The 16303-nt window shown below is 36.9% G+C and carries 14 protein-coding genes; all 14 read left to right on the top strand.

Annotated elements, in window-relative coordinates; translation table 11 throughout:
* Positions 1–348 precede the first annotated feature (348 nt).
* The 14 genes from I0Q91_RS04415 to I0Q91_RS04350 all read left to right on the top strand — a co-directional run bounded on the left by I0Q91_RS04415 (position 349) and on the right by I0Q91_RS04350 (position 16291).
* Positions 349–2652 carry a hypothetical protein gene (locus I0Q91_RS04415; RefSeq protein ID WP_270453117.1) on the top strand — a complete coding sequence of 768 codons (2304 nt, stop codon included), beginning with the start codon at positions 349–351 and terminating at the stop codon, positions 2650–2652.
* A gap of 121 nt (positions 2653–2773) precedes the next feature.
* Positions 2774–2959, top strand: a complete 186-nt coding sequence (locus tag I0Q91_RS04410; protein WP_270453116.1) for a hypothetical protein — start codon at positions 2774–2776, stop codon at positions 2957–2959.
* Positions 2960–3244: 285 nt separating this feature from the next.
* A complete protein-coding gene (locus tag I0Q91_RS04405; protein ID WP_270453115.1) occupies positions 3245–4231 on the top strand; it encodes a BMP family lipoprotein in 987 nt (328 codons plus the stop codon).
* A gap of 87 nt (positions 4232–4318) precedes the next feature.
* Positions 4319–5839, top strand: coding sequence for an ABC transporter ATP-binding protein (locus I0Q91_RS04400; protein WP_270453114.1), 1521 nt, complete (start codon positions 4319–4321; stop codon positions 5837–5839).
* A complete protein-coding gene (locus tag I0Q91_RS04395) occupies positions 5826–6908 on the top strand; it encodes an ABC transporter permease (RefSeq protein ID WP_270453113.1) in 1083 nt (360 codons plus the stop codon). The genes I0Q91_RS04400 and I0Q91_RS04395 overlap by 14 nt, the downstream gene beginning before the upstream one ends.
* Positions 6905–7846, top strand: a complete 942-nt coding sequence (locus tag I0Q91_RS04390; protein WP_270453111.1) for an ABC transporter permease — start codon at positions 6905–6907, stop codon at positions 7844–7846. Before I0Q91_RS04395 ends, I0Q91_RS04390 begins: the two co-directional genes overlap by 4 nt.
* A gap of 79 nt (positions 7847–7925) precedes the next feature.
* On the top strand, positions 7926–8627 hold the full coding sequence (locus I0Q91_RS04385; RefSeq protein WP_270453110.1) for an HD family phosphohydrolase: 702 nt from the start codon (positions 7926–7928) through the stop codon (positions 8625–8627).
* A gap of 326 nt (positions 8628–8953) precedes the next feature.
* Positions 8954–9745 (top strand): GGDEF domain-containing protein, encoded by a 792-nt coding sequence (locus tag I0Q91_RS04380; RefSeq protein WP_270453108.1) that lies wholly within the window; start codon positions 8954–8956, stop codon positions 9743–9745.
* 183 nt (positions 9746–9928) lie between these two features.
* Entirely contained in the window at positions 9929–11386 is a 1458-nt protein-coding gene (locus I0Q91_RS04375) for a methyl-accepting chemotaxis protein (RefSeq protein WP_270453107.1), read from the top strand.
* A 158-nt stretch (positions 11387–11544) separates the two neighbouring features.
* Entirely contained in the window at positions 11545–11742 is a 198-nt protein-coding gene (locus I0Q91_RS04370) for a hypothetical protein (protein ID WP_270453106.1), read from the top strand.
* A gap of 149 nt (positions 11743–11891) precedes the next feature.
* The gene (locus I0Q91_RS04365) at positions 11892–12578 is read left to right on the top strand and encodes a GntR family transcriptional regulator (protein WP_270453105.1); all 687 of its coding nucleotides are present in this window, start codon (positions 11892–11894) and stop codon (positions 12576–12578) included.
* 196 nt (positions 12579–12774) lie between these two features.
* A complete protein-coding gene (locus tag I0Q91_RS04360; protein ID WP_270453104.1) occupies positions 12775–13626 on the top strand; it encodes a universal stress protein in 852 nt (283 codons plus the stop codon).
* 18 nt (positions 13627–13644) lie between these two features.
* Positions 13645–14844 (top strand): SAM-dependent methyltransferase, encoded by a 1200-nt coding sequence (locus tag I0Q91_RS04355; protein WP_270453103.1) that lies wholly within the window; start codon positions 13645–13647, stop codon positions 14842–14844.
* A gap of 154 nt (positions 14845–14998) precedes the next feature.
* On the top strand, positions 14999–16291 hold the full coding sequence (locus I0Q91_RS04350; RefSeq protein ID WP_270453101.1) for an MFS transporter: 1293 nt from the start codon (positions 14999–15001) through the stop codon (positions 16289–16291).
* The last annotated feature ends 12 nt before the right edge of the window (positions 16292–16303 follow it).

Here is a 16303-nt window from a genome sequence, read left to right as displayed (position 1 = left end):
CACGTACTAGTCATATCTCAGTCACATATGACTCTTATATAAAACTCATAATAATAATTGTGAGCAAAAAATGAGTTAAATATGACTGAAATAAGACTGATATCTAAGCAGGATATGACCAGAAACTGATATTTATGTTGTATAATAATAGATATCAATAAAACTAAATTAGTCAGTTTTAAAGTTAAGGAGGTGATGTATAAGTCTGATTAGTTCATTGTAATCTCTCATTGGGAGCTAAGACCTGTCAAATCAATCTGGTCACCTTTAATAATATTGACAGCGAGCTAATGGTGAAACCGACCAAACAAATTTCTGAAGTCTAAATCCAATGAGGAGGAATTAAAAATGAGTAAAGATGGTTATAAGAAATATTGGCGGATTGGTTTGATTGTTTTTGTTGTTGGGTTGTTGATGTTTTCTGTTAGTGTTTTTGCAGTTGATTTTTCTGTTGAATTGCAAAATAGAGATTTTACTTCTGGTCAATTTGGAGCTCCAGACCCCTCAGCTTTATGGCTAACTAGTGAATATAATTTTCCAGAAGACTGTGATTTAATGGGGGTTAAAATTAATGATCCTATAACTGGGAGCTTTAATGACCAAACTGGTGAGATTGAATTTGGATATGGTGCTACAGATTTTAATGTAGAGCTTACAGTAGATGGAGGTTATTTAGATTTTGAGGTTTCAGGTTATACAGTTTATTATGTTTGGGTTAAAGCTGGCCGTGGAGGAATATTGTATGGTTATCCTAATGGAACTACAGAGGAATTTGGTTTAATATCACCTCAGGACTCAATTAGTCATGTAACTTTTTATTTTTGTGAGCCTGAAGAAGTTGAAGAATTAACCGTCACCAAGACAGTTGAGACTTACTTTGAACGCGAGCATTTCTGGGACATTGCAAAGGAAGTTACAACTGATAAGGAATTAACAAAAGAATATGAAGGAGAAGACTATCCAAAGATTTGGTTAATTCAAAATGATGATAGTGGCAATGAGACAGCTTATTGGACAATAGATGTGACCTATCAAGATTATGAAGATAGCGGTTTTAATGTATCCGGTACAGTGACCATTATTAATACTGGAGATGTAGACGCTGTTATTACTGAAGTTAAAGATGTATTAGGTGATACTGAAATAGATATAGTCGTTGATTTTGAAGTGTCTTTCCCACACACTTTACTTGTCGGCGAAACATTAACAGGCACCTACTCTGAAGATGTTGACAGCAAGATAGCAGGCTATAATAAAATAACTGTGACAACAGAGCGAGATTCATATTTTGCAGATGAGCCAATAGACTGGGGAGAAGATCCTGATGAAGAAATTAATGCAACAGTTAATATCGAAGATATCAGCGAACTCTTTGAACCAATGAGTTTTGGTCCAGTGGCAGCTCCTAATGATGGTCAATTCACCTATAATAAAGACTTTGATTGGAATGACTATGATTTTGAAGAGCTCCATTTTGTTTATGATAACACTGCAACAATAATTGAAACAGATCAATCTGCTACTGCTAAATTATTAGTTAACTTGCTTAAAGAAGAATTGACAGTAAGCAAAGATGTTGTAACCTATTTTGAACGCGAGCATTTCTGGGACATTGAGAAAATAGTAGAGACAGAATTTGAAGAATTTATTAATGGTACTCCAAAGATCTGGCTCTATGCTGATGGCAGTGGCAATGAGGAAGCAACCTGGACAGTTGATGTAACCTATGAAGGTTATGAAGATAGCGATTTCAATGTATCCGGAACAATTACTATTGAGAATACTGGAGATCTAGATGCAGTCATTACCAGTGTTGTCGATGTATTAGCTGGTGATGAAATAGATATAGTTTTTGATCCTGAAGTAATCTTCCCATATACTCTAGCTTTTGGTGAAATATTAACAGGCACCTATTCTGTTGATGAGTTTATTGAAGGAGATAATCTAGTAACTGTAACAACAGAGCGGGATTCATACGTTGCAACCGAAGAAATAGTCTGGGGAGAACCTGCTGAAGAGTTCTTTGAAACAGTTAATATTGAAGATTTCAGCGATCTCTTTGGTAAAGTAGGCCTAGGTACAGTAACAGCTCCTAACGGTGACTCCTTCAACTATAATGAATATTTTGATTTTGCAGATTATGAACCTGGCTCTTACACTTTTGAAAACACTGCAAGTATTTTAGAGACCGGTCAGTATGCTGAAGCTATTCTTAAGGTTAATGTTCAGGACTTCATCTACGAGAGTGCCTGGGCAAAAGGAGATCCAGCAGAAGCATTTACTGATAATGGTTTCTCTAACTGGGGCTGGACCAACCCTATCGAACCTGGAACCTATGAGATGGATCTCTGGGCCGGAGCAGCACAGAGCGATACAAGCAAAGGTACACTTGTAGGCTCGGTAACTGTAGTCTATGACGAAGATGGTTATGTTGATGTAAAATTCAATGTCGATTCTCCTTACAGCTTAGAAGAAACTCATGTATATGCTGGATCCGACATGTTCCCACAACAGCGGAGAGGACGTAATACTGTAGATACAGTCGCTCCTGGACAGTATTATAATGATGGTCCTTTTGACGGAAGCAAAGTCTATGTTATTGCCCACGCAGTTGTCGGAATGCCTGATCCAGATTTCGGACCTTTAGAGTAAATTAACAAATCAGTTATGTATCTTTAAAACCGGGCGGGCTTAACCCCCGCCCATTATCTTAAATGAAAGTTTAATCAGGTTATATGAATCATTAATATAATAGTTGAAAGGGGAAATAGAAATGAAAAAAATATTAGTTATTATGCTTGTATTCTTTATGGTCTTTGGGTTTTCAGCTAACATCTTAGCAGCAAGAGGCGGTATGCCTGCAGCTCATGGTGTAGAAGGCAGATGTTTTGGAACAGCTGTTAGCAGTGTAGCTCAGTATAGCCCACTCTGTTTAGCAAGTCACGTTAGCGGAAGATGATAATGAAAAAGTTTATATTAACAAAAATTTAATTTAGTAAAAGACCCTGGAATATTCCAGGGTCTTTAGTTTAAATTCATAAAATTTCATTTTAATTTTTCATTAGTGAATAGTTTTAAATAGCTTTATAACTGATCTCATTTATATTGACTTATCAAGAAATATTTGATATTATTTTGATATAAATTTAAAGTTTTAAAAGATTAAAGCTCCATTATTTTAGCACCTATGATTCAATGGTTTTAAGCTCTTAAATGGGCAAAAAATATAAGAGGGGGAACAAAAATGAGGAAAAGCTTAACAGTATTTCTGTTAGCAGCATTTTTAATCTTTACAATCTCAGTCAATGTGGCAGCCGAAGGTGATATTGCCATTGTCTTTGCAACAGGTGGGCTTGGAGATCAGAGTTTTAATGATGCCGCCTATCGTGGTATCCAGATGGCCGAAGAAGATCTTGGTATCAACTATAATTACGGTGAGCCGGCCTCAATCGCCGACTATGAAAACTATCTCCAGTTATTTGCGTCAGCCGGCGTTTATGATCTAATTATCTCGATCGGTTTCGATCAGGCAGATGCCCTGGCAGACGTATCAGCTAGATTTCCGGATCAGCAGTTTGCCCTGGTAGATGCAGCCCTGGAAGCAGACAATGTCGGCTCTTATGTCTATACCGAGCAGGAGAGAGGTTTCTTAATGGGAGCAGCGGCAGCCATGATGACTCAGCGGAGCGATGAATATGAGATGATCAATCAAGAGTACCGCATCGGAGTTGTCGGTGGCATGGAAATTCCTCTAATCAACGCTAATATTGCAGGCTATAGAGCAGGAGCAGAATATATCAGCGAAGATGTCCATGTTAGCCATTCATATGTTGGGGCCTGGGACGATCCTGGCAGAGGTAAAGAACTGGCAATTTCAATGATCGAAAATGATGTTGATATTATCTGGGCAGCAGCAGGCCGTTCAGGTTTAGGAGCAATAGAGGCAGCTCAGGAAAATAATGTCTATGCCATTGGTTCAGATTCAGATCAGGGACATCTTGCACCTGACCATATCCTGACAAATGGTATGAAGTTTGTTGATAATACGGTGTTTCTAGCAGTAGAGCAGGTATTAGACGGGATCTTTGAGCCGGGTATTCAGGTAATTGGAATAGAAGAAGGAGCCCTTGGTTATACTGAATCTCTGCTTCCAGCAGATATTATCGAAAGACTGGAAGAGATCAAGGCATCAATCATAGCAGGTGAAATAGAAATCCCAGATAGCCTATAAATTTTTAATAAACTCTTACTGGGGGGCGCAAAGCCCCCCTTAATTTATATTAATAGCTTTTATCTATTGTATCCAGGAGGTAATCCAATGAATGCTGTAGAACTTAAGAATATTAATAAGAGATTTGGCGAAGTAGTTGCCAATAAAAATATAAATTTTACTGTCAAAAAAGGCGAAATCCATAGTCTTCTTGGTGAAAATGGAGCGGGAAAAAGCACCCTGATGAAAATCCTATTTGGACTTTACAGCCAGGATAGCGGCCAGATATTTATTGAGGGGCAGCAACAGGAGATTAATATTCCATCTGAAGCCATTCAGCTTGGCCTTGGCATGATCCATCAGCATTTTATGTTAGTTGATCGGCTTTCAGTTGCAGAAAATATCATTGCGGGAAAAGAGATAGCTAAGAATGGTTTTTTAAATCTTAAAAGGGCCTATCAGGAGATAGAAGAACTTAGCAAAAAGTTTGGCCTTAAGGTTGATCCAGGGGCCAAGATTGAAGATATCTCAGTGGGAGAGCAGCAGAGGGTAGAGATTCTCAAGGCATTATATCGAGAAGCAGAGATATTAATCTTAGATGAGCCGACAGCAGTTTTAACTCCCCAGGAGACAGACGAACTATTTGAAATAATGCGGGAATTAAAAAAAGACGGGAAGACAATAATTTTTATCACCCATAAATTAAAGGAGACAATGAAAATCTCAGACAGGGTAACAGTTTTAAGAGATGGTGAATCTGTAGGCACCGTTGATACAACAGAGACCTCGCCCCAGGCACTGGCCAGGATGATGGTAGGCCGGGATGTTGTTCTGCGGGTAGAAAAAGAAGCAAAAGTAGCAGGCAAAGAACTTCTGAAAGTTGAAAATTTGAAATTACATAATCCTCAGGGATCAGGTCTTAGAGATATTAGTTTTGAAGTGAAAAAAGGCGAAATCCTTGGAATAGCTGGAGTTGAAGGAAATGGCCAGTTTGAGTTAGAAGAGGCCCTGATCGGCCTGCAGAAGCTGGATAGTGGTATGATAGAATATAACGGCCAGGAAATAAATAAATTATCTACCTATCAGAGGCGCCAGTTAGGCATTGCCCATATTCCTTCAGATAGAAATCGCAGGGGCTTAGTTTCAGATTTCAGGCTTGACTGGAATCTAATTCTCGGTTCAGAATGGAAAAAGCCTTTTGCCAGGCGAGGAGTCTTAAATAGTGATAAGATTAAAGCATATGGCAGAGAACTGATTGAAAAATTTGATATTAGAACCCCTGGCTTATCAGTAACTGCCAGGCAGCTTTCAGGTGGAAATCAGCAAAAGGCTATAATAGCCAGAGAATTAAGCGGAGGTCCAGACTTTATCCTGGCAGCCCAGCCAACCAGAGGGGTAGATGTTGGTGCAATTGAATATATCCATAATCTTCTGCTGGATATGAGGACAAAAGGCAAGGCTATTCTCCTGATTTCAGCAGAACTGGATGAACTCCGCTCACTTAGCGATAGGATATTAGTTATCTATGAGGGTCAGATTATTGCCGAAAAATCAGGGGAGTTCGATGAACAGGAGCTAGGGCTTCTAATGGCCGGCAGGAAAGAAGGTGAGGTAGATGAAACTGCTTAAAAAATTAATTGAGGCAATCAAAGCCTTTGAGAGCTGGTCAAGTCTACTCTATTCTTTGGTGGCAATCATCATCGCCCTAATCCTCGGGGCAGTCTTTATAATCGCCTTTGGCTATGATGTCAGAGTTGCCTTTTTCCATCTCTATAATGGCTCCTTTGGCAGTCTCTATAGCCTCTCCCAGACCTTATTCCAGACCACCCCCTTGATCTTTGCTGGGCTGGCAGTGGCCATAGGTTTTAAGAGTGGCCTCTTTAATATTGGAGTTGAGGGCCAGCTCTACTGGGGAGCCCTGGCCAGTGCAGTTGTTGGCCTCAGAGTTGGTTCATGGCCGATGGCGATAGCCCTGCCAGTAACCTTACTTGTTGGTGCCATTGCCGGTGGAATCTGGGGCTTTATCCCAGGCCTTTTAAAGGCAAAGACCGGTGCCCATGAAGTTATCACAACGATCATGCTCAATGAAATTGCAATCCTTGGCACCACCTTTATGACTGTCAATTACTTTAAAGTGGCCGGGCCAGTTGACCAGACAGCCAGGCTAGCTGAAACTGTTAGAATACCGCCAATAGTTCCAGGTGGTGATATCTCCTCTGGAATTATTATTGCGATTATAATAGTTGGACTGACATACTTCCTGCTTAATAAAACCTCTTTAGGCTATGACCTCCAGACAGTTGGCAATAGTCCCAAAGCCGCAGAATATGGTGGAATTAAAAGCAGCCGGATGACGATTCTGGCCATGGTTATTAGCGGATCAGTTGCCGGTCTGGCTGGCAGTACAATCATTATGGGCCGTCTCGGCAGATTCGTAACTAATTTTTCTCCAGGCTATGGCTTCACCGGAATTGCAGTAGCTGTACTGGCTAGAAATAATCCGATAGCAGTCCTGCTGGCAGCCCTCCTCTTTGGAGCTCTGGAGGCAGGGGGCATGACAATGCAGCTCTTTGCCAGAATTCCAAATGATCTGATTGGCATTATTCAAGGGCTTGTAATCCTGTTTGTTGCAGCACCAGGCTTTATCAGACTACTGACTAAATTTAAGACTAGAAAAGAAGCAGGTGAGAGAACATGACTTCAGATATATTAGCAGTTATCTTTAATCTCAATACATTTAATGCAGCACTCAGGTTATCTATTCCCCTGGCTTTAGGCGCCATGGCTGGTGCCTTTTCGGAACGGGCAGGGATTATCAATATCGGCCTTGAGGGTATGCTCTTAATGGGGGCCTTTGCCGGGGTTTTTGGCTCATTCGTTACTGGCAGTGCCTGGCTGGGGGTTGGCTTTGCCGCAGTGGCAGGTATCTTAACTTCTTTAATCTTTGCCATATTCATCATAGAATTTAAGGCAGACCATGTCGTCGCCGGAGTCGGCCTGAATATCCTGGCTCTCGGATTTACAACCTGGATGATGCAGATGATCTGGGGTACCAGAGGCGCTTCACCATCAGTTGCCTCAGTTCCGGCCATAGTTATTTATTTTCTAGAAGATATTCCAGTTATCGGCAGACTGCTAGGCATTCAGTCGCCATTTGTCTATATCATGCTGGCCATGATCCTGGCCGGCTGGGTTCTCATGTTTAAAACTCCCCTGGGTCTGAGAATCAGGTTTACCGGCGAACACCCGGAGGCAGCAGATAGCCAGGGGATCAATGTAAAGAAAATAAAATATTTTAGCCTGCTGCTCAGCGGATTCTTCTGTGGTGTTGGTGGAGCCTATCTCTCTCTGGGCCATCTCAGTCAGTTTAGCCGGAATATGACAGCAGGTAGAGGCTATATGGCCCTGGCTGCCAATATCTTTGGCCAGTGGAATCCTTTAGGAGGCCTGGCGGCCAGCCTTTTATTCGGTTTTACAGATGCCATGCAGATGCGACTTCAGGGCATCGATATCGGCCTGGCCAATGATCTAATCCAGATGTTGCCCTATGTCCTAACAATAGCAGTCCTGGCTGGGGCAGTAATCAAATCCAGGCCACCAGCAGCCCTGGGTAACCATTATGAATCTGGTGAATAATTAACCTGAATCTATCTTTAATCTTAAGATCGGTTGGATTCTGACATAAATTGATCTAAATAATTGGAGGTTAAATATTATGGGAGATTTAAAGTCTGAAATTATTAATCTACTCAAAAGCACCAATAGAAAAGGAATTGAAGACCTCATCAAATATATGGAAGAGCATAAGTATTTCAGAAAACCGGCCAGCATCAACCACCATTCTAATTTTGATGGTGGTCTGGCCCATCATTCCTATAAGGTTTACCAGAATTACACAAAGTTGAATCAAGAAAATGAAGCAGGAATCCCTGAAGATAGCATAATTATCACGGCCTTCCTCCATGATCTCTGTAAAATAGATGATTATATTGAAGGCCCTGGTCAAAAGCCATCAGATAAGCAGCTTGAATACCTTGAACTTTTGCTTTCAAGGCAAAATAAAACCCTGGCTAATGAACTGGATAAACTGGGTAAGAGTCAAGTTAGCGATTTAATAAGCTGGCTTAAAAACAATCCAGATAAACCGGAACCAGAATTTGAAATCTCCTGGGATTATAATCCTAGCAAAAATATTCCTTTGAACCATGCAGAAAAATCAATAATTATGGCTAGTCGTTTTATCAAATTAAATATGAGAGAAATTCTGGCCATCCGCTATCATATGGGAAGCTGGGATGAAAGCCTTAACTACAAAGATTATAATAAGGCCAATCAGCTCTATCCAGATGTTAAGCTGATAGCAATAGCCGACGAACTGGCCACCTTCCAGGAAAACTGGGTAGAAACTGAAAATTAATATTCAAAGCTAAATATATTTGTAATAAATCAGAGCCCTTAACCGGGCTCTTTTTTTAATTAGCAAATGTATAAATATACAAAAACTCGAAATACTCTCCTCCATACCCGACAGTTACCCGATAGTATCTCTTTACATATTTCACAAAGTATTTTATGAATAAAATACATATTAAATGAATATTATATACATACAAAGACTCATTATTTACTTAGATTAATTATCTATATACAAAACATCAAAGATTAATCGACAAATTTTGAAGGAGTTTTTAATTCAATCTATAATATTAAATAACAGAACCAAAAATCAGAAGGGAGAATAAGATGTTTGAAATAAATGAAGAACTTTTAAATAACTTAGAAGAGACAATTATTTATATCGATCAAGATATGAAATTGAAATGGTCCAATCGAAATTCAAATGAAGTAGAAAAAAACAAATATTGTTATCAGCGCTGGGGATTAAATCAGGTCTGTAAAGATTGTCCTGTAGCTGAAGCTATAGAAAAAGAAAAAGTCATTCAAAGAATTATGGTTAAACCAAATGGTCACATACATCTGGTTAAAGCCATTCCAGATATAAATGAAACAGGTGAATTAAAGGGCTTTTATGAAGTATCACTAAATATAACAGAGATAAAAGAGAAAGAGCAGAAGCTTGATTATATAAGACATAATGACCCTTTAACCGGCCTATTTAATTTCACCTATTTTAAAGAAATAATGAAAGATTTAGATGAAAAAGAAAAAACTCCAGTTGGAATAATGATTGTAGATATAAAAAGATTAAATTCTATTAATTCAGAGTTTGGCTATGATACAGGAAATAAAGTAATTACTAATATTTCAGCGATATTAATTAAATCAGCCCCGGCCACTGCTGTAATATCCAGAACTGCTGGAGGAGAATTCATAATTTTGATACCAGATGCAGGCCAGGCTGAAATTGATTTAACGTATGAAAATATTCACTGGTATCTTAATAAATCAGAAGATAAAGATATAATTTCAATTAAAATTGGAAGTGTTATCAAAGAATCACCTGAAAAATCTATCGCAGAATTAATCACAGTAGCTGATGACAATAGTCAGGTTTTATCTCCAGGTACAAATTAGGCTTTAGATTATAGAAAGCTAAATATAATGAAGCTGTTTTATTAATTATTACTATCAAACAGGCTGGTTAATAACCAGCCATCTTTTTATTTAAAATATTGCCAAAAATAAATTTATATGATAAAATTTAAGATAAATGAGACTTTAGTCTGGTAAAAGATAAACAAAGGGGGAGTGTTACAGGTGAATATTATTACCTTTATATTTATTGTAATCTCAATTATTCTTTTTGCTTACATAATTTATTTACATTCTAATAAAAGAGGGAAAAATTATCAAGATGATAAACAGAATAATAACTCTGATCTTCGCAAATTATTGACCTATCTCTATGAAGTTGGTGATAAACTAAATCTTTTAAGTAACCAGTTAAGTCAGGATATTGCCCATGAATCAGAACTTGCTGAAGAACTTTCTGCTGGCGGCCAGGAGCTGGCAGCTTCCTCACAGGAGCAATCATCATCACTTCAGTATATAGCAGATCAGGTACTAAAAACAGTTACCGAACTTAATCAGGTAACCAGTGAAATAGAGGATGTTCTTCAAAGAAGCCAGACTGGACTTGATAATTTAGATCAAGTTGATAAAAGCATGGCTGAGCTTTCAGAAACTATGGAACAGGGTGAAATGGAATTTGCTCAACTTACTGAGCGTCTTGAAGCTTTTAATGATCAGATGGCTGAAATTGAAGAGACGCTTTCTGAAGTTGACCAGGTTTCCAGCCAGACCACTCTCCTCTCATTAAATGCATCAATTGAAGCAGCCAGAGCCGGACAGGAAGGTAAAGGTTTTGGTGTTGTAGCAGATGAGATTAGAACCCTTTCAGAAAAAACTGAGGATCTTTCTGAAAATATTAAAGAAATTACCAGTGCCAGTAGAAATGAATTGGCTAAAATCACTAAACTAATTAATGATTTCCTGAAACGTTTTAAACAGCTTACTGCAAAGAGTGAAAATGTTGAAGAAAAATCAGGAGAAGTTAGAGAAATTATGGTTGAGGCAGTTAACCTATTTCAAAAGAGTTCCCAGAGACTTAACAATCAAAGTGAAAACTATCAAGAAATCAGTGAATATGTAAAGGATGTTAGTAAAACAGGTGATGATATGGCAACCAATATTGAAGCTATGAGTGAAAACACCTTAACTTTAGCCAATAAAATTGAAGGTCTAAAAGAGCCATCAGCAGATTTAGCATCTACTGCTGATGAACTATATACCAGAGTTCAGTCAGAAAATGATCTTGAAGAGATAGAAACTAATCAGCAACTAATCACAAAGGTTGAAGGAGAGATTAAAGATCTTGCCAGTAATGAAAAAATTAAGAATATGAATCTCAATTATACAGAAAAAGCTCTGCAAAATTTAGTTGATAAATATTCTGAGATAGAAATAGCTGCTCTATTCAATAGATCTGGTAAGACAGCAATGGATTTAGTAAGTAATAAAGTGAAAACTGAGGATACAGAAGGTCTTAATAAAAAGCATAGGAGTTATTTTCAAAAGCCAGCAGAAGGTAAAGAATTGGTTATTTCATCACCATATTTCTCAAGTGCAACTCAGTTACCATGTGTTACAATAAGTGCCAGTTTAGAAAAAGAGGGAGAATTTAATGGAATAATATTAGCTGATCTTCAGGTATAAATAGCTTTTATTTATACCTGTTTCTCACCTATAGTCTTAGAGAACTAATAAGTGAAATATTTAATTTAAAATAAAGGATTTTCACCTTCTATCAAGAATATAATATATAGGAAAGATACAATTTATTAAAAATCCATAACCCTACAAGGAGGGTGGAAATGGCCTTTCAAACCTTTAAGACTCCTATCGAATCCTTTGATTTATTTGATCTAACTGATGAAGAAATAGTAGATAGATTTATCGAAGAAGAAAAAAAGGCTGGATATCCTGATAGTTCGTTATTAGCAGAAGTTTTAAGACGAAAGATTCATAATAAGGTTTTAGAAAAGAAGAAAATTTTAAATAATAAAGAATGATTTTTGTTTAAATAGTTAATAATTAATAGAGCTACTAATTTGCCACCGAATTTAATCGGTGGTTTTTTTCTGTAATGCAAATATTTAAAGGATTTTTCAAACTTATATTTAACTATTAATATAAGGATATTAAAATGGAGGATAAAAAAATGTCAAATCAATTTAACCATCAAAGTTTAAGTGATAAAGTCGCCGAATACTTAAAAAGAGAAATTTTCCTTGAAAACTACCAGGGAGGAGACCGTATTCTAGAGACACAGGTAGCTAAAGAGCTTGATGTTAGCAGAGCACCAGTTCGGGAAGCAATTAAAGAACTTGAAAGCGCCGGCCTGGTAGAAACAATTCCTCGTAAAGGGAGTTTTGTTATCTCGTTTAAAGAGAGTGATATACGAGAAATATTTGAAATAAGAGTTTTATTAGAGGGCAGAATGATGGAAATTCTTATCTGTAATGATCTACTAGATGAAAAAGATTTTGCTCATTTAGAAAAACTTATTGAAGAAATGCTTAAGATAGTAGATAAAGATATTCCTGAAAATGAAAAAGTAGTTGAGCTTAATGATAAAGATATTACTTTTCATAAATATCTCTGGGAAAAGACCGATCGCAAATTTACTCAACGGATATTAAAGGTTATTTATAATCAACTTAAACTGGCAATGATAATAGATTCTCGTAAAGAAAATAGCCTTGAAGAGTCGGTTAAAGAACATTACAAAATCATAAAAAATTTAAAAGAGAAAAATATTAAAAAAATTCGACAGTCTTTAATCGATCATATAGTCTCCTATAATGAAAGCTTAATGAGCCAGAAAGAAATTTACCCAGACATATAATTATTTAACAGGCATTATTGATCTATACAAATTAATTTTAATTTAAGCTTCATAATATACAATATAATCTGTAAATTAATGAGTTGAATTAAATATAAAAATAAAGTATGATTAAATTAGATAGAAAATTATGAATAGAACAGCAGTCTTAGACTGGCTTCTACATCTATTTAAGCTTATAAAGGGGGAGTTAAAAATGTTATCAAAAAAAGTGGTTCTTGCCACAGATCATTCTGAAGCAGCTAAAAAATTGATAAACTGTCTCGATGAGCTTAAGATATTGGGTATAGAAGAAGTAATTTTAACCTATGTGCTTGATGTGCAACCTTCAAAAATATTAAATTTCGATAAAATTATTGAATCCAATGAGAAAAGATTGCATCTTGCCAAAGAACAGATTGAAGATAAAGGTTTTAATGTAAAGATTAAAATACCAGTTGGCTCACCTGCAGTAGAAATAGATAGGGTAGCTGATGATGAGAGTGCAGATCTTATTCTCATAGCATCTCATGGGAAAGGTTTTATTAAAAAAGTTTTTCTGGGCAGTACAACGTATAATTTGATTAGACAGTCTAAAAAGTCTATTCTAATTGAAAAATATGAAATAGTTGATGATGAGGCTAGAGTTGCCTGTGCCCGCAAGTTTAACAGAATTCTTATACCAGTAGATTTTTCTGATGATTCAATGTCAGTAATTAATTTAGTAAAAGAATTAAAGGAGAAAGCTGAAGAAATAATACTCCTCAATGTTATTGAAAGCAGTCGCTTTTTTGATTCATTAAAAGAAGCCAGGGAAAATGCAGAGAAAAAGCTTAATGAAATAGCAGGAGAATTGAAAGAAAGTGATATTACAGAAAAAGTAACAATTAAAATTGAAGAAGGAGCAGCTTCAGAAAATATTATTAATATAGCAGAATCCGAGGATGTTGGCTTAATAATTATGGCCAAAAGAGGCAGGGGGAATATAAAAGAGTTGATACTTGGCAGTACTTCTGATAGAGTAGCAAAAGAATCACCGTCACCAGTTCTATTAGTTTCCAATCAATAACTAAATGGGGGGATATTGATGCTGCAAAAAGCTTTACTCAGAAAAATCTTTGATCAGATTCAGGATTATAATTTTGGGGTGACTTACTGGGATAGCAGCAAAGATATTTTTGGTGATTCAACTGAAAACACTGACCTTGATTTTGAAATCATCTTCAACAAAAAGCTCGATCTAAATAAAATAAAAGAAAGCCCTCAGTTGAGGCTTGGAGAAGCTTATATGGATGGAGATATAGATATTAAAGGCAGTTTAAGAGAAATTCTCCAGGCAGGGGCAAAAAACATTTCTAAATTTAATGATAACGGCTCAGGTAAAAATTATCATGATTTTATGCAACGCCAGAGAGAGCTTTCAAAACATGAGCAGGAAGATGGTGTTAGACATCATTATGATTTAGGTAATGATTTTTTCCAATTATGGCAGGATGAGACCATGACCTATTCCTGTGCATATTTTAAAACGAGAGAAGATAGCTTAAAAGATGCACAAATTCAAAAAATAGATCATATTTTAAATAAACTCGATCTATCACCAGGGGAGACCCTTCTTGATATTGTTTGTGGCTGGGGCGAACTTGCAATAAGAGCTGCTGACAAATACAATGCTAAAGTTTTAGGAATCACTCTAAGCCCAGATCAGGTGAAGGGTGCAGAAAAGAAGATAAAATCTAAAAATCTAGAAAATAAAGTTGAAATCAGAAAACAGGATTACAGAGATCTGGCAGCAGAAGATACAACTTTTGACAAAGTAGTTAGTGTCGGAATGTTTGAGCATGTTGGCAAAGAGCATATTCCTGAATATTTTCAAACAGTTAATAGACTTTTAACAGATGGAGGACTTTCACTGCTTCATACTATCACTCATCAAAAAGAAGATCCAACCCATCCCTGGCTTGAAAAGTATATCTTCCCTTGGGGTTATATTCCTTCTTATAGAGAAGTGGTCTGGGAGCTACCAGAACATTCATTTAGTTTGATTGATGCAGAGAATATTCGTCGCCATTATGCCTTAACAGCCGAGCGCTGGGCAGACAATTTTGCAGAAAATAGAGAGAAAGTAATAGAAAAATTTGATGAGAAATTCGCAAGAATGTGGGAATTATTCCTGGCTGGAGTTGTAGCAACTTTTCGGTATCTCAATACTTCAGTCCATCAGTTCCTTTTCGTAAAAGGTTATAACAATGATAGACCATTAACCCGGGACTATATGTATAGATGACTATATAAATATAGTTGCATCATTTAGCCTCCTGCAAGCTGGAGCAGGAGGCTTTTATTTGCATATTTGTTTAGTATTATTTTAAATTTTAATTTAATCTTTATGTAGATACCTAATAATATTTATAATATATTCAAACTCAGGGTGATCACTTTTGCAGCCAAAACAGAGAGACAAGATCCTAATTACTATGGTAATAGCAATAATTTTGAGTTATCTAAGCTGGTATAACTTTTCAGCAGTGATCAATTTTATTATTGAAGATATTGAGCTAACACCAGGCCAGGTAGGTATTATTATTTCAGCTTTCCAGGTAGGTTACGTTATTACAGTCTTACTTACTGGCTGGTTAGCTGATAGAATAGGTTCCAGAGAAGTGGTTTTATATTCTACTCTAGGAACTGCAATATTTTCAACTCTATTTGCCTGGCTGGCAGTAGACTTCTGGTCTGCCCTTATTCTAAGGTTACTGGCAGGTGCTTTTTGTGGTGGTATTTATGCCCCTGGCATGTCACTTTTGTCAAATTGGTTTCCATCTAAAGAAAGGGGTAAATCTATTGGTGCTTATATAGCTGGATTAACCTTCTCCTATGCAGCCAGTTATTTTATAGCCCCTCAAATAGCAAGCCAGTTTAGCTGGAGAATCAGCATCCTGGCAACATCATTACCAGCTTTTATTAGTGTATTTATCATTTATAAATTCGTTAAAGAGAATCCTGACTCAGGTTTAGAGTTAAAAAAATCTAAAATAAATTTAGAACGAAAAGAACCAGGCATTCAAACAGAAGCCTCTCCATCACCTGAAGGTGGTTTTAAAGGGCCTGCAATTATAACGACATCTTATATGGGGCATATGTGGGAATTATATGGTTTCTGGGGCTGGATAGGACCTTTTATGGTTTCAGCGGCTGCTGCTGTCGGTTACGAATATTCCACAGCATCAGTTATTGGCGGCAGGTTAGCAGCTATCATTATTTTAATAGGCGCACCGGCAGTCTGGTTAATGGGTAAAGTTAGCGATATAATAGGTAGAACTAAAACTATTATTATCTGCTCAATAGCAAGTTTAATAGCTCAATTTTTCTTTGGGTTTCTACATGGCGGTTCATTAATTATTATAACAGTTATAGGTCTCTGGATTGGTTTCTGGGTCATTTCAGATTCAGCCTGTCATTCAACTGGTCTAACAGAAATGGTCCAACCAGAAATCAGAGCACGATCATTAGGCATCCAGAACGCATTAGGTTTTATGGTAACTGCTGTATCACCAACAGTATTTGGATATATCCTGGAAATTTATAATGAAGGTATAAACAATATAACTTTTGCTTCTAATTGGGGCTTGCCATTTTTAACTCTGGGACTGGGTGCAATTTTATCCCCTGTTGCAGTTTTTATTTTACGTAAAGTACCCCAGTCAGACCTAATGGCTGATGGAAATAAATAAAATAATTTCATT

The sequence above is a fragment of the Halonatronomonas betaini genome, assembly GCF_015666175.1.
GTDB lineage: Bacteria > Bacillota > Halanaerobiia > Halanaerobiales > Halarsenatibacteraceae > Halonatronomonas > Halonatronomonas betaini.
The sequence above is the reverse complement of the archived record's forward strand: the minus strand, read 5'-3'. Positions and strand labels throughout refer to the sequence as shown.